Source organism: Protofrankia sp. CiP1_Cm_nod2 (assembly GCF_920664355.1).
Taxonomy (GTDB): domain Bacteria; phylum Actinomycetota; class Actinomycetes; order Frankiales; family Frankiaceae; genus Protofrankia.
In genome coordinates this window covers 1867-23283 of record NZ_CAKKTL010000050.1, presented here as the reverse complement: position 1 = coordinate 23283, position 21417 = coordinate 1867, and the positions used below count along the sequence as shown (strand labels likewise).

Below are 21417 nucleotides of genomic sequence, written 5' to 3'. Positions count from 1 at the left end.
TGGCCGGCACGCTGGCCCTCGGCCAGGCCCTCGGTGATCTCGGTATCGAGGCGCCGCTGTGGTGCGTGACTTCCGGCGCGGTGTCGGTCGCGCCGTCGGATCGCCTGCGCAGCGCGGCGCAGGCCCAGGTGTGGGGGCTCGGCCGCGTCATCGGGCTGGAGCATCCCCGGCGCTGGGGCGGGCTGATCGACCTGCCCGAGGCCGTCGACACCCGGACACCGGCCCGGTTGGCCGCGCTGCTCGGCGGTACCGCCGGCCGGACCGGCGCCGGCCGTACCGCAGGCCGTACCGCAGGCCGGAGCGCTGCCGGTGGCGGAAGCGGCGCCGTCGGTGGAAACGGCGCCGGTGGCGAGGACGAGGTAGCGCTGCGGCCGGCCGGCGTGTTCGCCCGCCGGCTGGTCAGGGCGGCCGTGCCGGCGCCGGCGGACCGTCGCTGGCAGCCGAGGGACACCGTCATGGTGACCGGCGGCACCGGCGCCCTCGGCGCGCACGCCGCCCGCTGGCTGGCCCGTGCCGGTGCCGGGCACCTGGTGCTCACCAGCCGCCGCGGGGGGGACGCGCCCGGCGCGTCCGACCTGCGCGCGGAGCTGGAAGGCCTGGGCGCGCGCGTCACGATCGCAGCCTGTGACGTCGCCGACCGCGCCGCGGTCGACGCCCTCCTCCACAGCCTCGACGCCGAAGGCGCCGTGATCAGCGCGGTCGTCCACACCGCCGGCGTCAGCGACCTGACCGACCTGGCGGACCTCGGCCTCGCGGACCTCGCCGGGATTCTCGACGCCAAGGTCACCGGCGCGACGAACCTGGCCGACGCGCTCGCCGGCCGCCGGTTGGACGCCTTCGTGGTCTACTCCTCGGGCGCGGGGGTGTGGGGCGGCGGTGGCCAGGGCGCCTACGCGGCGGCGAACGCGTTCCTGGACGCCTTCGCCGAGCAGCGGCGGGCGGCCGGGCTGCCCGTGACGTCCGTAGCCTGGGGCGCCTGGGCCGAGGGCGGGATGGTCTCCGGGGACGTCGCCGAACGGCTGCGCCGGCTCGGTGTCCGGCAGATGGCTCCCGAACTGGCCCTCACCGCCCTGCGGGAGGCCGTCGAGCACGACGAGACGGCGCTGGTCGTCGCCGACATCGACTGGCCGGGCTTCCTGCCCGGCTTCCTCGCCGCCCGGCGGCGGCCGCTGTTCGCCGACCTGCCCGAGGCCGTACTGGTGACGCAGGGTGACGGCCTGCCCGGCCGGGCCGGCCAGGCCGGGCAGCCCGCGTCGGACGATTCCGCCGCGCTGCCGGCGCGGCTGGCCGACCTGACCGGCTCCGAGCGGCGGCAGGCGCTGCTGGATCTCGTGCGCGGCCACGCCGCCGACGTCCTCAAGTACGACGGAGCGCAGGCGATCCAGGCCGACCGCGCCTTCCGGGAGCTCGGGTTCGACTCGCTGGCCGCGGTCGAACTGCGCAACCGGCTGGGTGCGGCCACCGGGCTGCGGCTGCCGGCCACCCTGGCCTTCGACTTCCCGACGGCCACCGCGATCGCGCGGTACCTCATGACCGAACTGTTCGGTGAGTCCTCCGATGCCGCCCCGTCCGAAGTGGTTCCGGGGACGTCAGCCGGTGGGGATGCCGGCGCGGGCACCGGTACTGGTAGTGCCTCCGGTAGCGCGGCCGCCGTACCGGCCGCCGGCGCGCTGGTGCCCACCGCCACCGCCGACGACCCGATCGCGATCGTCGCCATGGCCTGCCGGTATCCCGGCGGGGTCGAACAGCCGGAGCAGTTGTGGCGGCTGCTGGTCGACGAGGTCGACGCCATCGGCGCCTTCCCCGACGACCGCGGCTGGCCGCTGGAGACGCTGTTCGACCCGTCCCCGGGCCGGACGGGCACGACGACCGCGCGCGAGGGCGGGTTCCTCGACGACGTGGCGGGGTTCGACGCCGGTTTCTTCGGTGTGTCCCCGCGTGAGGCGACGGTCATGGACCCGCAGCAGCGGCTGCTGCTGCAGACCGCGTGGGAGGTGCTCGAACGCGCCCGGATCGACCCGGCCTCGCTGCGCGGCACCCCCACCGGTGTGTTCGTCGGCGGCTCCGGCCAGGACTACGGGCCGCGGCTGCACGAGGCGACCGGCGGCGCCGAAGGCTACGTGCTGACCGGCAGCGCGACCGCGGTGCTCTCCGGCCGGGTCGCCTACGCGCTCGGCCTGGAGGGCTCGGCGGTGACGGTGGACACGGCGTGCTCGTCGTCGCTGGTGGCGCTGCACCTGGCCGGTCAGGCGCTGCGGCGGGGGGAGTGCTCGCTGGCGCTGGCCGGCGGCGTGACCGTCATGGTCACCCCCGGGGCGTTCGTGGAGTTCAGCCGGCAGCGCGGGCTGGCGCCGGACGGGCGCTGCAAGGCGTTCGCGGCGGGCGCGGATGGCACCGGCTGGGGTGAGGGCGTGGGCCTGCTGCTGTTGGAGCGGCTGTCGGACGCGCGGCGTAACGGGCATCCGGTGCTGGCGGTGGTGCGGGGGTCGGCGATGAACTCCGACGGCGCGAGTAACGGGCTGACGGCGCCGAACGGGCCGGCGCAGCAGCGGGTGATCCGGCGGGCGCTGGCGGATGCGCGGCTGTCCGTGGACGAGGTGGACGCGGTGGAGGCGCACGGGACCGGAACGCGGCTGGGGGATCCGATCGAGGCGCAGGCGCTGCTGGCGACCTACGGGCGGAGCCGGCCGGCGGACCGTCCGCTGTGGCTGGGGTCGATCAAGTCGAACATCGGGCACACCCAGTCCGCCGCCGGTGTTGCCGGTGTGATCAAGATGGTGCTGGCGATGCGGCACGGCCTGCTGCCGAAGACGCTGCACGCGCAGCAGCCGACCGAGCAGGTCGACTGGTCCGCCGGCGCGGTGTCGCTGCTGGCCGAGGCCAGGCCGTGGCCGCGCACCGGACGGCCGCGCCGCGCCGGCGTGTCCGCGTTCGGGATCAGCGGCACGAACGTCCACGTCATCCTGGAACAGGTGCCGGACGCCGACCCGGCCGCCGCCGGGCGGACTCCGCCGTCCGACCGGCTCCTGCCGGCCGGCGCGGCCGGCGGCCCGGCCCCGTCCGAGCGGACCTCACCGTTCGACGGGGATCCGCTGCCCTACGTGGTCTCGGCCCGCGGCCAGGCGGCGTTGCGGGGCCAGGCACGGCGGCTGCGCGCGCACCTCGACGGCCACGCCGGTGACTCGCTTACGGACCTCGCGTACTCGCTGGCGACGACGCGGGCCGCGCTGCCGCACCGGGCGGTGGTCCTGGCCGCCGACCGCGACCAGCTTCTGCGCGGGCTGGACGCGCTGGCCGATGACCTTCCCGGGCCGAACATCGTCCGCGGGGTGGCCCGGGAGGGCCGCAGCGCCTTCCTCTTCCCCGGCCAGGGCTCCCAGCGGCCACGTATGGGACAGCAGCTGTATGGGCGCTTCCCGGTGTTCGCCCAGGCGCTGGACGAGGTGTGCGACCAGCTCGACGTCCACCTGGACCGTCCGCTGCGGGAGATCCTCTTCGCCGGCGACGGCTCCCCGGAGGCGGACCTGCTGCACCAGACGCTGTTCGCGCAGACCGGCCTGTTCGCGCTCGAGGTGGCCCTGAACCGGCTGCTCGGCACCTGGGGACTGCGCCCGGACTACCTGCTCGGCCACTCCGTCGGCGAACTGGCCGCGGCGCACGCGGCCGGCGTGTTCTCCCTGACGGACGCCGCCGCCCTGGTGGCCGCCCGCGGCCGGCTGATGCAGGACCTCCCGCCCGGCGGCCTGATGATCGCGGTGCAGGCGTCCGAGCAGGAGATGCTGCCCGTGCTGGCCGGCCGGGAAGAGCAGGTAAGCCTCGCCGCGGTCAACGGACCGCAGGCCGTGGTGATCTCCGGCGCCGAGGAGGCGGTACTCGACATCGCCGACCACTGGCAGCGCAACGGACGCAAGGCACGCGGGCTGAAGGTCAGCCACGCCTTCCACTCGCCGCACATGGACGCCATGCTCGCCGGGTTCCGCACGGTGGCGGCCGCGGTGACCTACGCGCCGCCGCGGATCCCGGTCGTGTCGACCCTGACCGGCGCGGTCATTCCCGCCGACGAGCTCTGCTCGGCGGACTACTGGGTCCGGCAGGTTCGCCACAGCGTCCGGTTCCTCGACGGGGTGCGCACGCTGCTGGCCAACCGGGTGACCACGTTCCTGGAACTCGGCCCCGCCGGAGTGCTCACCGCCATGGGCCGGGACTGCCTCGCCGACGACGGCGCGCCGTCCGCGGCCGCGGACGACCCGGCAGCGTCGTTCGTCGCCGTGCTGCGCGCCGACCGGGCCGAGGTGCCCGCGCTGACCAGCGCTCTGGCCCACGTCCACGCCGGCGGGTCCGGTGGGTCCGGCGGGTCCGGCGTGGGCTGGGCGGCGTTCTTCGCCGACCGGGACGTGCGCCCGGTCGAGCTGCCGACCTACGCCTTCCAGCCGACGCGGTACTGGCTGGAGGCGCCCGCCGGCACGTCGGACGCGGCGGCGGTCGGCCTCCAGCAGGTCGGGCACCCGCTGCTGGGCGCCGGGGTGGAGCTGCCGGACGGCGCCGGGTTCCTGTTCACCGGGCGGCTGTCCGCCCACAGCCCCGCCTGGCTGTCCGAACACGCCGTGCTGGGCGGGGCGCTGCTGCCCGGCACCGCGTACGTGGAGATGGCGGCGGTGGCCGCCGAGCGGCTCGGCTGCGCGGGGATCGCGGAACTGGCCCTGCACGTCCCGCTGCCTCTGCCCGTGCGGGGCGGCGTCGTGCTGCGGCTGACCGTCGGCGCCGCCGACACCACGGGCCGGCGACCGATGGCCCTGTACTCCCGGGCACAGGACGCCGCGCCCGAGGCCGCCTGGACCCGCCATGCCACCGGGCTCCTGCAGGAGCGGGAGCAGCCGTCCGCCGACGAGCCCGGTGTCCAGCCGCCGGCGGACGCCGGCTGGCCGCCGGCGGACGCCGTGCCGGTAGACGTCGAGGACCTCTACCACCGGCTCGCCGAGCGCGGCTTCGACTACGGGCCCGCCTTCCGTGGGCTGCGGGCCGCCTGGCGGCAGGGCGACGACGTCCTGGCCGAGGTCCACCTGCCGCCGCCCGCCGACGCGGACGCCGGCCGGTTCGGCCTGCACCCGGCGTTGCTGGACGCGGCCCTGCACGCGATCGCCCTGCTGGACTCCGGCGGACCGGCGCCGGACGGCCTGCCGTTCGCCTTCGGCGACGTCCACCTGCATGCTCGTGGCGCGTCCGCGCTGCGGGTGCGGCTGGCCCGGGCCGGCGAGGGGATCTCCCTGGCGGCCACGGACCTCGCCGCACGCCCGGTCGTCTCCGTCGGGTCGCTGGTCCTGCGCCCGATGTCGGCCGAGCAGATCGGCGGTGTCACCCCCGCCCCGCTGTACGCGCTGCGGTGGGAGCGCCTGCGGGCCGCCGTCCCCGCCGGCCCGAGCGGACACTGGGCGCTGCTCGGGGACGTCCCCGAGCAGCTGTCCGCCGCCCTCGCCCGCCGCGGCGCTACCGTCACGTGCCACCCGGATCCGCAGGCGCTGCGAGAGGCCGTCGCCTCGGGGGCGCCGGTCCCCGAGGCCGTGCTCACCGTCCTCCCGTCCGGCACCGGCTCCGGTGCGCTGCTGGCGGCACGGGCCCGCGCCGCCACCGGTGACGTCGCGCGGTCGTTGCGTTCCCTGCTCGCCGACGACCGTCTCCGGTCGGCCCGGCTGGTCCTGCTCACCAGCGGGGCGGCCGCGGTGCGCGAGGACGCCGAGCTGACCGATCCGGTGGCCGCGGCCGTGGGGGGGCTGGTGCGCTCGGCGCAGTCGGAGCACCCGGGCCGGTGCGTCCTGGTCGACGTCGACGGGCACGACGCCTCGTGGGCCGCGCTGACCGACGCGGCAGGCAGCGGCGAGCCGCAGACGGCGGTGCGCGCGGGCGCGGCGCACGTCCCCCGGCTGGCCCACGCGCGCCTGACACCCTCGGGCGACAGCACGCCGCTGGACCCCGAGGGCACCGTGCTGATCACAGGCGGGACCACCGGGCTGGGGGCGCTGCTGGCCCGGCATCTGGTGACCAGGCACAAGGCGCGCCACCTGGTGCTGGCCAGCCGGCGGGGGGCGCAGGCCCCGGGCGCGGCGGAGCTGCGCGCCGAGCTCACCGGCCTCGGCGCCCACGTCGAGCTGGCCGCCTGCGACGTGGCCGACCGCGACGCGCTCGCCCGGCTGCTCACGGCCATCCCGGCCGCACATCCGCTGACCGCGGTCGTGCACGCCGCCGGGATCGTGCGCGACGGCGTCATCGCCTCGCTGACGCCGGAGAGCATCGAGCAGGTGATGCTGCCCAAGGTGGACGGTGCCGTGCACCTGCACGAGCTCACCGCCACCACGGACCTGGCCGCGTTCGTGCTGTTCTCCTCGATGTCGGGCGTTCTCGGCGGTGCCGGGCAGGGCAACTACGCGGCGGCCAACGCCTTCCTCGACGCGCTGGCCGCCCAGCGCCGCGCAGCGGGGCTGCCGGCGGTCTCGATCGCCTGGGGCCCGTGGGCACACACCGACGGGATGGCCAGCCGGCTGCGCGCGGCCGACCACCGCCGGCTGCGCGCAGCCGGGCTGGTCGCGCTGGCACCGGGGGAGGGCCTGGCCGCTTTCGACGCGGCGCTCACGGCCGGCCGTGCCGTGGTGGCACCGGTCCGGCTCGACGTCGCCGCGCTGCGCGCGGACAGCGCGCCGCCGCTGCTGAGCGGGCTGCTGCCCGCGCGGCGTCCCGGGCCGCGCCCGGACGAGGACACGCCGCGGTCGCTGCGCCGGCGGCTGGCCGCCCTGCCCGGCCCCGAACAGCACCGGCTGCTGCTGGACCTGCTGCGCGTGCACACCGCCGCCGTGCTCGGGCACGGCAGCACCGACGGCGTCGACACGACGGTCGGCTTCCTGGAGGCCGGGTTCGACTCGCTGACCGCCGTCGAGCTGCGCAACCAGCTCACCACGGCCACCGGCCTGCGGCTGCCGACGACGCTGCTGTTCGACCATCCCACTCCGGCGCTGCTGGCCGAGCACCTGCGCGCCCGCATACTCGACGACAGCACGGGCGGCGCGGCCGACCAGGGCGGTACTGCCGGTGACCCGGGTGGTGCCGGGGCGTCGGCGGCGTCCCCGCCCGTGCTCGCCGCGCTCTCCCGGCTGGAGCCGGCGCTGGCGACGGTGGCGACGGACAGCACCGTCCGCACCGCCGTGATCACACGTCTCAGGGACGTGCTGGCGGCATGGACGGCCGCCGACGAGCCGGGCCCGGACGGCGTCGACGTGGCGGACAGGCTTCGCGCGGCCACCGCCGAGGAGGTGTTCGACTTCATCGACAACCAGATCCAGATCTAGCAGATCCAGATCCAGCACACCGGTCAGGTAACGCGGAATCCGTTCCGGAATCCGTTCCGGAATCGATCGCATGATCGAATCATGAGTGTGAGGGAGCAAGCAGTCGCCATGGCAGCCGTTTCCGCGTTCGAAGGCTTTCTCGGAACCCTTTCCACGTGATCTGGATCATTTCATTGCCGTGGGGCGGAGAATCGTTACGGAGGCCGCCCGGAAAGTTCTGCACAACCCTCTTGTTTTCCTGAGTTCCTGATCAGAACAGGATGTACGCGCATCTGATCGGTGATCTTGGACATGTCGGATGGATCTTCGATCGCGTGGATCGGCGGCCTGGCGGACCGGGTCCGTCGGTGCGATTTCCCGAATTTGTGAAGGTGATACACATGACCGAGGAACAGCGGCTGCTGGACTACCTGAAGCGGGTCACGGCCCAGTTGCACGAGGTCCGGTCGCGGTTGCGCGCGGTGGAGGAGGCGGCAGCCGAGCCGGTGGCGATCGTGGGGATGGCGTGTCGTTTCCCGGGGGGTGTGTCGTCGCCGGAGGAGTTGTGGGAGCTGGTGGCGCGTGGTGGTGACGCCGTTTCGGGTTTCCCGGTGGACCGGGGGTGGGATGTGGACGCGCTCTACGATCCCGATCGGGGGGTGCCGGGGAAGACGTATGTGCGGGAGGGTGGTTTCCTGCACGACGCGGCCGATTTCGACGCGGGATTCTTCGGGATATCACCCCGGGAGGCGCTCGCGATCGACCCGCAGCAGCGGCTGCTGCTGGAGAGCGCGTGGGAGGTCTTCGAGCGGGCCGGCATCGACCCGGTGACGCTGCGGGGCAGCCACACCGGCGTGTTCGCCGGCGTCATGTACCACGACTACGCCGCCGGGCTGCGGGAAGTACCCGAGGAGGTGGAGGGCTACCTGAAGCTGGGCACCCTCGCCGCGGTCATGTCCGGCCGGATCTCCTACCTGCTGGGCTTCCACGGCCCGACGGTCACGGTGGACACGGCGTGCTCGTCGTCGCTGGTGGCGCTGCACCTGGCCTGCCAGGCGCTGCGGCGCAACGAGTGCTCGCTGGCGCTGGCCGGCGGCGCCACGGTGATGTACGCCCCGGGCACCTTCACCGATTTCAGCCGGCAGGGCGCGCTCGCCCCGGACGGCCGCTGCAAGCCCTTCGCCGCCCAGGCCGACGGTTTCGGCGCCGGTGAGGGGGTGGGGATGCTGCTGTTGGAGCGGCTGTCGGACGCGCGGCGTAACGGGCATCCGGTGCTGGCGGTGGTGCGGGGGTCGGCGGTGAACTCCGACGGCGCCAGCAGCGGGCTGACGGCGCCGAACGGGCCGGCGCAGCAGCGGCTGATCCGGCAGGCGCTCGCCGACGCGCAGGTGGCGGCGGACGAGGTGGACGTGGTGGAGGCGCACGGTACGGGGACGAAGCTGGGGGACCCGATCGAGGCGCAGGCGCTGCTGGCGACCTACGGCCAGGGCCGGCCGGCGGACCGTCCGCTGTGGCTGGGATCGGTGAAGTCCAACCTCGGGCACACCCAGGCCGCCGCCGGCGTCGCCGGTGTGATCAAAATGGTGCTGGCGATGCGGCACGGGGTGCTGCCGCCCACCCTGCACGTCGACCAGCCGTCCCCGCACGTGGACTGGTCGTCCGGGGCGGTGCGGCTGCTGACCGAGGCGGTTTCCTGGCCGCAGCCGGCCGGGCGGCCCCGGCGGGCCGCGGTCTCCTCCTTCGCCGTCAGCGGCACCATCTCCCACGCGGTCCTGGAGCAGGCCCCGCCCGGTGACGACCGGGCCCGCCCCGACGGGCAGCCGGCCCTCGGCGCGTCCCCGGGCAGCGGCACGCCCGGCGACACCGGCCACCCGGGGGACACCAGCGCGCTCACGGGCACCAGCACGCCCGGAGAGGTCAGGGAGGTCCCGGCCGCCGGGAACATCACGAATACCGTGGACGCCCCGGACGCCGGGCAGGCCGGGCAGGCCGCGGGTACCGGGCAGGCCGGGAGCGCAAACGGAGATATCGGAGATATCGGGGACGCCGGCACGCCGCCGGTGGCGTCGGCTCCCGCGGTGCTGCCGTTCGTGCTGTCGGCGCGGTCGGCCGGTGCCCTGCGTGACCAGGCTCTGCGGCTGGCCGCCCACCTCGACGCCCGTCCCGGCCCCGGCCCGGCCGCCGTGGCGTGGTCGCTGGCCACGGCCCGGTCGCGCTTCGAGCACCGGGCCGTGGTACTGGCGGCGGACCGTCCCCGCCTGGCCGCCGGTCTCACCGCGCTGGCCCGTGGCGAGGTGGCCGACCACGTTGTCCAGGGCATCGCCGGTGGCGACCGGAGGATCGCCTTCGTCTTTCCCGGCCAGGGCTCCCAGTGGGCCGGGATGGCCGCGCCGCTGCTGGGCTCCTCCCCGGTGTTCGCCGAGCGGATGGCGGCGTGCGCCGCCGCCCTGGCCGGGCACGTCGACTTCTCACCCGTCGATGTGCTACGCGGCGAGCCGGGCGCGCCCGGCCTGGACCGGGTCGACGTGGTGCAGCCCGTCCTGTTCGCGGTGATGGTCTCCCTGGCCGCGCTCTGGCGGTCCTACGGCGTCCGGCCGCACGCCGTCGTCGGGCACAGCCAGGGCGAGATCGCCGCTGCCTGCGTGGCCGGCGCGCTGTCGCTGCCCGACGCCGCCAGGATCGTGGCGCTGCGCAGCAGGGCGCTGCTCGCGCTCGCCGGCCGGGGCACGATGGCCTCGGTGTCGCTGCCGTCCACCGAACTGGACGAACGCCTGGCCGCATGGGACGGGCGCATCTCGGTAGCCGCCAGGAACAGCCCGCGTTCGGCGGTCGTCTCCGGTGACCCCGATGCGGTGCGGGAACTGCTCGCCCGGTGCGAGGCGGAGGGGACGTGGGCCCGGGAGATCCCGGTCGACTACGCCTCGCACTCGGTGGCCGTCGAGGGGATCCGGCAGCGGCTGCTCACCGAGCTGGCCGGGGTCACCCCCCGCGCCGGCGACATCCCCTTCTGCTCGGCCGTGACCGGGGACCTGCTCGACACCGGCGCGCTCGACGCCGGCTACTGGTACCGCAACCTGCGCGACACCGTCCACTTCGAGCAGGCGACGCGGACGCTGCTGCGGCACGGCTACGACATCCTCATCGAGATCAGTCCGCATCCGGTGCTGACCATCGCCCTGGAGGAGACCGCGCGGGAAACCGGCCACGACGCCGTCGTGCTGTCCTCGCTGCGGCGCGGCGAGGGCGGGGCCGAACGCCTGCTGGCGTCGGTGTCGGAGGCACATGTCCACGGGGCGCCGCTGGACTGGCCCGCCGTTCTCGGCGGCGGCGTACCGGCCGATCCGGTGGACCTGCCCACCTATGCCTTCCAGCGGCAGCGGTACTGGCTGCGTCCCGCCCCGGCGTCCGCACCGGTCGCGTCGGCGGCGTCCGCACCGGTCGTGCCGTCGTTCTCGCCGCGCATTCCGGCGCCGTCACCTCCGGTGGACGCCCCGAAAGGCGCAGGCGGCAGCGACGCCGGTGACAACGGCGCGGGAAGCACCGGCACGGACGGCGGTACGACCGCCGGGGAGGACGGTGTCCCGCCGCTGGCACGGCGGCTGGCCGGGCTGACAACGGCCGATCAGGACCGTCTCCTGCTGGGGCTGGTGCGCGCCGAGGCCGCGAGCATCCTGCGTTATCCGCGGCCGGACCTGCTGGAGGTGGGCCGGGCCTTCCGCGACCTCGGTTTCGACTCGTTGACCGCGGTGCAGATGCGCAACCGGCTGGGCGCGCTGACCGGGCTGCGCCTACCCCCCACCGTGGTGTTCGACCATCCCACTCCGGTCGCGCTCGCCCGGCTGCTGCGCGCCGAACTGCTCCGCGGTGAGCCGGCGCCGGACGGCAACCGCCGTGGCGGCGGCCATGGCAAGCCGGCGCCGGACGGCCAGGGCGGCGGCCGTGGGGCCAGCCGAGGCGACGGTGGCGGGCGGGTCGGCGGGCCGTCGCCGGCCATGGCCGAGCTGGACCGGCTGGAGGCCGCCATCGCGGTGGTGCCGGCGGGCACGGACGAGCTCGGCAGGATACGCACGAGGCTGTCCGCGCTGCTGCGGCACTGCGCACCGGCCACCGCTACCCCCATCACCGCTACCCCCATCACCGCTACCCCCATCACCGCTACCCCCATCACCGCGGCCTCCGCCACCGAGTCCTCCGCCACTGGGCCTTCCGTCGCTACGGCGTCCGTTGCCGGAGCCACTGCTGTCGGGGCGGCCGCTGTTGGCGACCGGTTCGACCGCGCCACGGACGAGGAGCTTTTCGCGTTCATCGACGACGACCCCGGCGTCTACTGATCGTGCCGTGTCGGCGGCCGGAATCGTCGACGTCCGAAATCGCCGTGCTGAAATCCGGAATCATCATGAGAAAGTGACATGTGATGGCTGCTGAAGAGGAACTTCGGGTCTACCTGAAGCGGGTCGTGGCTCAGTTGCACGAGGTCCGGTCGCGGTTGCGCGCGGTGGAGGAGACGGCGGCCGAGCCGGTGGCGATCGTGGGGATGGCGTGTCGTTTCCCGGGGGGTGTGTCGTCGCCGGAGGGTTTGTGGGAGCTGGTGGCGCGTGGTGGTGACGCCGTTTCGGGTTTCCCGGTGGACCGGGGGTGGGATGTGGACGCGCTCTACGATCCCGATCGGGGGGTGCCGGGGAAGACGTATGTGCGGGAGGGTGGTTTCCTGCACGACGCGGCCGATTTCGACGCGGAATTCTTCGGGATATCGCGGCGGGAGGCGCTCGCGATGGATCCGCAGCAGCGGCTGCTGCTGGAGAGCGCGTGGGAGGTCTTCGAGCGGGCCGGTATCGACCCGCTGGCGCTGCGGGAGAGCCGGACCGGGGTGTTCATCGGCGCGACCGGCTCCGACTACGGCCCGACCCATCTCGACGCGCCGGACAACATCGGCCCCTACCTGCTGGCCGGGACGGCGCTCTCCGTGCTGTCCGGCCGGATCTCCTACACCATGGGATTCCACGGCCCCTCGTTCACGGTGGACACGGCGTGCTCGTCGTCGCTGGTGGCGCTGCACCTGGCCGGCCAGGCGCTGCGACGCAACGAGTGCTCGCTGGCACTGGCCGGCGGCGTGACCGTGGTGACCAATCTCGACCCGTTCGTCTCGTTCAGCCGGATGCGCGGGCTGGCCTCCAACGCCCGGTGCAAGCCGTTCGCGGCCGGCGCGGACGGCACGTCGTGGGGCGAAGGGGTGGGGATGCTGCTGCTGGAGCGGCTGTCGGACGCGCGCCGTAACGGCCATCCGGTGCTGGCGCTGGTCCGTGGATCGGCGGTGAACTCCGACGGCGCCAGCAACGGGCTGACGGCGCCGAACGGGCCGGCGCAGCAGCGGCTGATCCGGCAGGCGCTCGCGGACGCCCGGCTGTCCGCGGACGAGGTGGACGTGGTGGAGGCGCACGGTACGGGGACGAAGCTGGGGGACCCGATCGAGGCGCAGGCGCTGCTGGCGACCTACGGGCACGACCGGCCGGCGGGCCGTCCGCTGTGGCTGGGGTCGATCAAGTCGAACATCGGCCACACGGCCGCCGCCGCCGGCGTCGCCGGTGTGATCAAGATGGTGCTGGCGATGCGGCACGGGGTGCTCCCGTCCACGCTGCACGTCGACCGGCCGACCCCGCACGTGGACTGGTCGTCCGGGGCGGTGCGGCTGCTGACCGAGCCGGTCCCCTGGCCGGAGACGGGCGGGCGGCCCCGGCGGGCCGCGGTCTCCTCCTTCGGGATCAGTGGTACCAACGGGCACGCCATCCTCGAACAGCCGTCCCCGGCCGACGGCCCCGCCTCAGCGCCGCCCCCCACCGGCACCATCCACACCGGGGCCGTTGCCACCAGTACCGGGGCCGCCGGCACCGTCCCCACCGGGGCGATCCACGTCGGCGGGCTCCAGGCCGGGGTTCTTTCCGCCGGGGCTGTCGCCTGCGTGCTGTCGGCGCGTGGTGAGCCCGCGTTGCGGGCACAGGCGGGCCGGCTGGCCGATCATCTGCGGGCCGATCCGACGCTGGACGCCCACACCGTCGCCGCATCCCTCGCCACGACCCGGGCGCACCTGGAGCACCGCGCGGCCGTCGTCACCGCGGACCGCGACGACCTGCTGCGCACACTGGACGCCGCGGCCGCCGGGAGCGACGCGCCGGGCCTGCTGCGGGGGAGCGCGTCCACGCCGGGCAAGACGGCCTTCCTCTTCACCGGCCTGGACGACGTTGGCCGCCTGGCCGGCCCGAGTAATCCGGGCGGCCTGAGCGGTTCGGGCCACCCGGAGGCCCTGACCGGCCTGGGCAGTTCGGATGACTCGGGCGGCTCAGACGCTCTGGACGGCTCCAGCGGCCAGGATGGCTCGGGCGGTTCCAACGGCTGGGATGGTCGGCTGCTCGGGACGGGCCGGCAGCTTCACCGGACGTTCCCGGTGTTCGCCGAGGCGCTGGACGCGGTGTGGGCCGAGCTGGAGCACCATCTCGCCCGGTATCCCGGCCAGCGTCCCGACCGGCCGCTACGCGACGTGGTGTTCGCAGCCGAGGACTCCGCGTCCGCCGCCCTGCTCGCGCGGCCCGTGTTCGCCCGGGCCGCGCTGTTCGCCCTGGATGTGGCGCTGTTCCGGCTGCTAGAGCACTGGGGAATCCGGCCGGACGTCATCACCGGCGACGCCTGCGGCGGGCTGGTGGCGGCCCATGTGGCGGGCGTGCTCTCCCTGTCCGACGCCGCTACGCTGCTGGCCGCGCCGGGCCGGCTGCCGCGACGGCATCCCCGCGACAGCGACGGTGACGGCGCTGGCGACGGCGCGACGGCGGCGGCCGGCCCTGTCCCCGACGAGTTCCGCCGGATCGTCGACAAGCTGGCCTTCAGCTCCCCGACGGTCCCGATCCTCTCCGCCCGGACCGGCCGGTTCGTCACCGAGGAGGCCGGCACACCGGAATACTGGGCGCGGCAGCTCCACGACACCGGACTTTTCCAGGACGCGGTGCTTTCCCAGGACAGCGTTCCTTGCCGCGACACGGTGCCTTTCCGCGACGTGGTGACCGCGCTGGTGGCCGACCAGGTGACCGTGTTCGTGGAACTGGGCCCCCAGCCGGTGCTGTCGACGGCGGCCCCGGACCGTCCCATTCCCTCGGCCCCGGTCCCCAGGACGTCTCCGGCCTCGACACCGGTTCCGACACCGGTGATCGTCTCCGTTCTGGACGGGCGGCGCCCCGAGACCGATATGGCGATGACCGCCCTGGCACACCTGCATGTGCACGGGGTGACCCCACACTGGCCGGCGGTTTTCGAGCCGTGGCGGGCCCGGTGGGTCGACCTCCCCACCTACCCCTTCCAACGGCAGCGGTACTGGCTGAACAGCTCCCACAACCCCAGCAGCCACGAGCAGGCCGTCCCGACACAAGCCCCGTGACATTTCCGTGCACCAGCATCCGGGGCCTCCGGACCCAGGGAACGCGCCGCTCCTTCCGGATCCGAGAAACGGTGTGAGAACAGTGATGTTTACCTGTCTCCGCGCCTCGTGACCTTACCCCGAAGATCACCCATAAAGATCGTCGGAACTCCCGCCTCGAACGGCACACCGGTGTAGGTGGCTTCCGTCGTCATGGCAACGCCGGAGGGCCAATACGGCAACGTCAACGTTCGTACAGCGATGCCGGCAGGCAGACCGGCCGGCGGGCAGGCCGGCTACAGCAGGCGGATCGGGGTGCCGTCGTGCCAGGCGAGGATGTTCTCGACGATCTGTGCGTAGAACGCCCGGTAGCTGTCGGTGGTGACGTAGCCGATGTGGGGGAGCAGCAGGGTGTTGCGCAGCGTCCGCAGCGGGTGGTCGACCGGGAGCGGCTCGATGTCGTAGACGTCCAGGCCGGCGCCGGCGATGCGCCGTTCGCGCAGGGCGGCCAGCAGCGCGTCCTCGTCGACGATGGGGCCGCGGGAGGTGTTGACCAGGTAGGCCGTCGGCTTCATCAGGGCGAGGTCGGCGGCGCCGATCAGGCCCCGGGTCGTCTCCGACAGCGGCAGGTGGATGGTGATCACGTCGGAGCCGGTGAACAGTTCCCGCCTGCTGACGGCGCGCACGCCGTGCGGGGCGGCGCGTTGCGGGGTCAGGTGCGGCGACCAGGCGATGACCGTCATGTCGAACGCCCGCGCCAGCCTGGCGACCGGGATGCCGAGACGGCCGAGGCCGACGACGCCGAGGGTGTGCCCGGCCAGGCCGGGGCCGATGGTGTGCTGCCAGCCGCCGGCCCGGATGGCGGCGTCCTCCTGCGCGAAGTTCCTGGTGAGCGCGATGATCATTCCGATGGTGAGTTCGGGCATCGCGTTGCCCCACCCGGTGGTCCCGCAGACGGTGACGCCCTGTTGCCGGGCCGCGTCGAGGTCGATCGCCGCGTTGGCCATCCCGGTGGTGGCCAGCAGCCGCAGCGCGGGCAGCGCGCGCAGCAGGTCGGCCGGGAACCGGGTCCGCTCACGCATCGCGACGACCACCTCGCTGTCGCGCAGCCGCCGGACCAGCGCGTCGCGGTCGGGGATGTGCTCGTCGAGCACTTCCACCGTGTAGTGGTCGCGCACCGCCGACCAGTCGGCGCTGGTGAGCGCCACCCGCTGGTAGTCGTCCAGGATCGTCACCGTCGGCATGGGAGTCAGCGCACCCGCCCGGACGCGCAGCCCGCCGCTCCCTGCCGCCGCGCTCCCTGTCGTCATGGTCCCTGTGGGACGGGCTTCGCTCATGGCTGCTCCTGGCTATGACCCGACCGGCGGACTGGCGGACGGCCGTTACGTTACGGCCTCACGGGACAGGGCGGGCCACACCGGCCAAATGATCATTTCTGGCGTGCCGGCGGATTCCCGGCTGCTCCGGGCTGTGTCGGGGAAAACGTCTTGACCTGAAGTCAGGTTCAACTCGTAGTGTTCTTGTGCCTCGGCGGGCCACGGGCCGTTCGTCGCCGGCGTGGCCATCGCGGCCAGCCCGGCCGGCGGCGGTCGTGTGGATGGCGCCGGGGCACGCCACTGGTCGGCACGGCTCCGACCGGCACGGCGGTATGACAGCGTTGCCATCGTCCGGACTATCGTTCCGCTTCGCCTCGCCCTGCCGCGGAGAGAGACTGCATGCTGATCCGACTTCTGCGGGCCCACCTGGGCCCCTATGCCCGGCCGATCGAGATCCTGATCGGCCTGCAACTGGTGGCGACCATTGCCATCCTCTACCTGCCGACCCTGAACGCCGACATCATCGACCACGGGGTGGTCGTCGGCGACACCGGTTACATCCTGCGCATCGGTGGGATCATGGTCGGGGTCACCGTCGTGCAGATTCTCTGCGCCAGCGCCGCGGTGTATTTCGGCGCCCGTACCGCGATGGGGTTCGGGCGGGACGTGCGGGCGGCCGTCTTCGACCGGGTGCAGTCGTTCTCCGCCCGTGAGATCGGCCGGTTCGGCACGCCGTCCCTGATCACCCGGGCCACGAACGACGTCCAGCAGCTCCAGATGCTGGTACTGATGATCTTTACGCTGATGGTCTCCGCGCCGATCATGTGCCTGGGCGGTATCGCGCTGGCCGTGCATCAGGACGCCGGGCTGTCCCTCCTGCTGGTCCTGGTCGTGCCGCTCCTCGGTGTGATCATCAGCCTGGTGGTGCGCCGGATGCGGCCGCTGGGCCGGGCGATGCAGGAACGCCTCGACACCGTCAACCGCGTCCTGCGGGAGCAGATCAGCGGGCTGCGGGTGATCCGCGCGTTCGTCCGGGACGACCACGAGCAGCGCCGCTTCGGGACGGCCAACGCCGAGCTGGTCGACGTCTCACTGCGCTTCGGCCGGCTGATGGCGCTGATGTTCCCGCTGGTGCTGATGGTGGTCAACATCGTCAGCGTGGGGGTGCTGTGGTTCGGCGCGCACCGCATCGACGCCGGCCACATGCAGATCGGCGCGCTCACCGCGTTCCTCAGCTACCTCATGCAGATCCTGATGTCGGTGATGATGGCCACCTTCATGTTCATGATGATTCCCCGTGCCGAGGTGTGCGCGGAACGCATCCAGGAGGTGCTGGCCACCGGCTCCACCCTGCTGTCGCCGGCGGACCCGGTGCGCTCCCTCGACCGGCACGGCGAGCTGGAGCTGCGCGACGTCGGGTTCCACTACCCGGGGGCGGAGGCGGCGGTGCTGCGGGGGATCACCCTGCGGGCCCGGCCCGGCCGCACCACCGCGATCATCGGCAGCACCGGCAGCGGCAAGACGACACTGCTCAGCCTGGTCCCGCGGCTGGCCGACGCCACCGAGGGCGCCGTGCTCGTCGACGGCGTCGACGTCCGCGACCTCGACCCGGCGCTGCTCGCCGCCACCGTCGGGCTGGTCCCGCAGAAGCCGTACCTGTTCTCCGGCACCATCGCGACCAACCTGCGCTACGGCGACCCGGACGCCACCGACGACCAGCTGTGGCGGGCCCTGGAGACCGCGCAGGCGAGGGAGTTCGTCGAGGCCATGCCCGACGGCCTGGACACCGTGATCGCCCAGGGCGGGACGAACGTCTCCGGCGGCCAGCGGCAGCGCCTGGCGATCGCCCGGGTGCTGGTCCACCGTCCGGAGATCTACCTGTTCGACGACTCGTTCTCGGCCCTCGACTACGCCACCGACGCGCGCCTGCGCGCCGCGCTCGCCGGGGAGACCGCCGGCACGACCGTTGTGATCGTCGCCCAGCGGGTCGCCACCATCCGTGACGCCGACCAGATCATCGTGCTGGACGCCGGCGAAGCTGTCGGTACCGGCACCCATCATCAGCTGATGGCGGACAACGCCACCTACCGGGAGATCGTCCTCTCCCAGCTCACCGAGGAGGAGGCCGCGTGACCAGGCCGGCACCAGCGGCGGCGGCACCAGCGGCGGCGGCAGCGGCACGCCGGGGCCCGGCGCCGATGGGCGGCCCGGGCCGCTTCTTCGTCGGCCAGGGCGCCGCGGAGAAGTCGATGGACTTCGCCGGATCCAGCCGCCGGCTGCTCGGCCTGCTGCGCCCGCAGCGCCACCTGTTCGCCGCGGCGATCGCGCTGGCGACGGTCAGCGTCGGGCTGACCGTGCTCGGCCCGCGGCTGCTCGGGCACGCCACCGACCTGGTGTTCGCCGGGATCTTCAGCCGCCGGCTGCCGGCCGGCACCTCGAAGGCCGACGCCGTCGCCGAACTGCGCGCCGGCGGCCACGGCACCCAGGCCGACCTGCTCGCCTCGCTCGACGTCACCCCCGGCCAGGGGATGGACTTCGGCGCCATCGGCTCGGTGCTGCTGTGGGTGCTCGCCGTCTACGTGCTCGCCGGGCTGTGCGGCGTCGCGCAGGCCAGGCTCACGAACCTGGCGCTGCAGCGGGTGATCGGCACGCTGCGCGCGGACGTGCAGGCGAAGATCTCCCGGCTGCCGTTGCGCTACTTCGACCGCCAGCCCCGCGGTGAGGTGCTCAGCCGGGTCACCAACGACATCGACAACCTCCAGCAGAGCCTGCAGCAGAGCCTGTCGCAGATCATCGCGTCCGTGCTGACCATCGTCGGCGTCCTGTCGATGATGATCTGGATCTCCTGGGAGCTCGCGCTGATCGCGGTGGTCGCGGTACCGGTGTCGATCGTCGTCGCGACGAGGATCGGCAAGCTGGCCCAGCCGCAGTTCGTCACCCAGTGGAAGGTCACCGGCCGGCTCAACGCGCACATCGAGGAGATGTACACCGGGCACGCGCTGGTCCGGGTCTTCGGCCGTCAGCGGGAGTCCGCGCAGATTTTCCGCGAGTACAACGAGCAGCTCTACGCCGCCAGCTGGCGCGCGCAGTTCATCTCCGGGCTCATGCAGCCGGCGATGCTGTTCATCGGGAACCTCAGCTACGTGCTGGTGGCGGTCGTCGGCGGGCTGCGGGTCGCCTCCGGCTCGCTGTCGATCGGCGAGGTGCAGGCGTTCGTCCAGTACTCCCGGCAGTTCAGCCAGCCGCTGTCCCAGGTCGCCAGCATGGCGAACATGGTGCAGTCCGGGGTCGCCTCGGCGGAGCGGGTGTTCGACCTGCTCGACACCGCCGAGCAGGCACCCGACCCGCTCGTCCCGGCACACCCGGGGCGGCTGCGCGGCCGGGTCGCCTTCGAGCACGTTGCGTTCCGCTACGAGCCGGACAAGCCGCTGATCGAGGACCTGTCACTGACCGCGGACCCCGGGCACACCGTCGCGATCGTCGGCCCGACCGGCGCCGGCAAGACCACCCTGATCAACCTGCTGATGCGCTTCTACGAGGTCACCGGCGGCCGGATCACCCTGGACGGCGTCGACATCGCCACCATGTCCCGCGAGGAGCTGCGGGCGAGCATCGGCATGGTGCTCCAGGACACCTGGCTCTTCGGCGGCACCATCGCCGAGAACATCGCCTACGGCGCCGAGGGCGCCACCCGGGAACAGATCGTCGCCGCGGCCACCGCCGCGCACGTCGACCGCTTCGTGCGCACCCTGCCGGACGGCTACGACACGGTGCTCGACGACGAGGGCGCCGGCGTCAGCGGCGGGGAACGGCAGCTGATCACCATCGCCCGCGCGTTCCTCGCCGAGCCCCTGATCCTCGTGCTGGACGAGGCGACCAGCTCGGTGGACACCCGCACCGAGGTCCTGATCCAGCGGGCCATGTCCACCCTGCGGGCCGGGCGCACCGCGTTCGTGATCGCGCACCGGCTGTCGACGATCCGGGACGCGGACACCATCCTGGTGATGGACGGCGGCGCGATCGTCGAACAGGGCGACCACGCCAGCCTGCTCGCCGCAGGCGGCGCCTACACCCGCCTCTACCAGGCCCAGTTCGCCCAGGCCGTCGCCGAGGTCTGACGACCGCGGCGGCCGTAGGTCGTTTTCGTTGTCCTGACGACCCTTTCCACCTACGGTCTCCGCGTCTGTAGGTGGAAAGGGTCGTCAGGACAACGGTTTTCACCTACGGCCGGGCATCCTGCCCGTCGAAACCGCTTCGTTCGGCGTGGCCGTCTTCCTGTCGGGCCGGCGGGTGGGAACGGGGCCGCCCGCCCAGCAACGAACAGCAGCGCCATCGAGCACGGAATTCACGCCTCCGCGGCTCGCGGCTCCGCCCCGAAGGGCAGCTACAAAGATCGCCGGATGCCGTGGTGGACAACAGCCGGACACGGCGCCCACCCTGGCGGGCCGGCGGTGGGCCGTAAAGTCGCCGGTGGCGGTCCTTGTCCCGAGGCAGTGGGAGGTTCTGCCCCGAGGCCGTGGAGGGCGGTGGCCGGTGCGGCGGTTCAACACGGCGGGCCCCTGCCTGCCGGAGTACCACTACATGGTGCCGGCGTTGTCACGGCTGCCGGAGGCGCCAGGGCTGGTCGAGCAGTCGGGGGGTATTTCGTGGTGCACGCGCCCCGGCAGACGGGGAAGACGACAGCGCTGCGGGCGCTGGCGCAGGAGCTGACCGCCATCGGCCGGTACGCGGCGCTGTACTTCTCCTGCGAGCTGGGTGAGGCCGCCGGCGACGACTACGGTGCGGCGTAACTCGGCATCCTCGGTGAGATCCGTCGGCGTGCCGAGCTCGCTCTGCCAGCGGAACTGCATCCGCCGATGTGGACGCAGGCATCCGAGGCGGACCTGCTCGCTGCCGCGCTCGCGGCGTGGGCGCGGGTGTGTCCGCGGCCGTTGGTGCTGTTCTTCGACGAGATCGACGCGTTGCGCGGGCAGAGCCTGATCAGTGTGCTGCGGCAGTTGCGGGCCGGGTTCACCGATCGTCCGGCGGCATTCCCGGCATCGGTGGCGCTGTGCGGGCTACGCGACGTCCGCGACTACCACCCTCGAAATCGCTTCGCGATTCCGCGGGTCCCCGGGGCTGCCTCCGGCGGTGACCCGTCCCGGCTGGGCACGTCCAGCCCGTTCAACATCAAGCTGAGGCCGACCCGCTGCGCCGCGGCCTGATCCAGCTCGACGGCTACCTCGACCGCATCCACCTCGACCACGGCGTCCTTGTCCTCTTCGACACCCGTCCCGACGCCCCACCCATCACCGAAAGAACCACCATCACCACCATCCCCAGCCCCGCCGGCCACACCATCACCCTCCTACGCGCCTGACCGCGAGAATGCAAAAAATAGATCAAAGTT

The 21417-nt window shown here is 73.5% G+C and carries 4 protein-coding genes and 3 pseudogenes; 6 read left to right on the top strand and 1 reads right to left on the bottom strand.

The features are described 5' to 3' along the window. The 3 genes and pseudogenes from NBW84_RS08040 to NBW84_RS08030 all read left to right on the top strand — a co-directional run. The coding region (locus NBW84_RS08040) for an SDR family NAD(P)-dependent oxidoreductase (protein ID WP_445548664.1) at positions 1 to 7334 on the top strand (7334 nt) is incomplete at its 5' end. A 380-nt stretch (positions 7335 to 7714) separates the two neighbouring features. Next, positions 7715 to 11170: pseudogene (locus NBW84_RS08035) on the top strand (type I polyketide synthase); the annotation flags it as partial. A gap of 554 nt (positions 11171 to 11724) precedes the next feature. After that, positions 11725 to 14073: pseudogene (locus tag NBW84_RS08030) on the top strand (type I polyketide synthase); the annotation flags it as partial. Between the two features lie 935 nt (positions 14074 to 15008). Here the strand turns inward: NBW84_RS08030 and NBW84_RS08025 are convergent. After that, positions 15009 to 15956: a D-2-hydroxyacid dehydrogenase family protein gene (locus NBW84_RS08025; RefSeq protein ID WP_445548339.1), complete on the bottom strand. Its 948-nt coding sequence runs from the start codon at positions 15954 to 15956 to the stop codon at positions 15009 to 15011. 471 nt (positions 15957 to 16427) lie between these two features. Between NBW84_RS08025 and NBW84_RS08020 the strand changes: the two genes are divergently transcribed. From NBW84_RS08020 to NBW84_RS24150, 3 genes and pseudogenes are all read left to right on the top strand, one after another. Beyond that, positions 16428 to 18161 carry an ABC transporter ATP-binding protein gene (locus NBW84_RS08020; RefSeq protein ID WP_250283192.1) on the top strand — a complete coding sequence of 578 codons (1734 nt, stop codon included), beginning with the start codon at positions 16428 to 16430 and terminating at the stop codon, positions 18159 to 18161. Positions 18162 to 18226: 65 nt separating this feature from the next. Continuing rightward, complete coding sequence (locus NBW84_RS08015) at positions 18227 to 20146, top strand: ABC transporter ATP-binding protein (RefSeq protein WP_250283203.1); 1920 nt, start codon at positions 18227 to 18229, stop codon at positions 20144 to 20146. Between the two features lie 463 nt (positions 20147 to 20609). Next, a pseudogene (locus tag NBW84_RS24150) lies at positions 20610 to 21217 on the top strand (AAA family ATPase); the annotation flags it as partial. Positions 21218 to 21417: the final 200 nt, after the last annotated feature.

Coding starts and splice junctions, on each gene's coding strand:
- NBW84_RS08025 (WP_445548339.1), bottom strand. CDS start 15,956: ATGCCGACGGTGACGATCCTGGACGACTACCAGCGGGTGGCGCTCACC.
- NBW84_RS08020 (WP_250283192.1), top strand. CDS start 16,428: ATGCTGATCCGACTTCTGCGGGCCCACCTGGGCCCCTATGCCCGGCCG.
- NBW84_RS08015 (WP_250283203.1), top strand. CDS start 18,227: ATGGGCGGCCCGGGCCGCTTCTTCGTCGGCCAGGGCGCCGCGGAGAAG.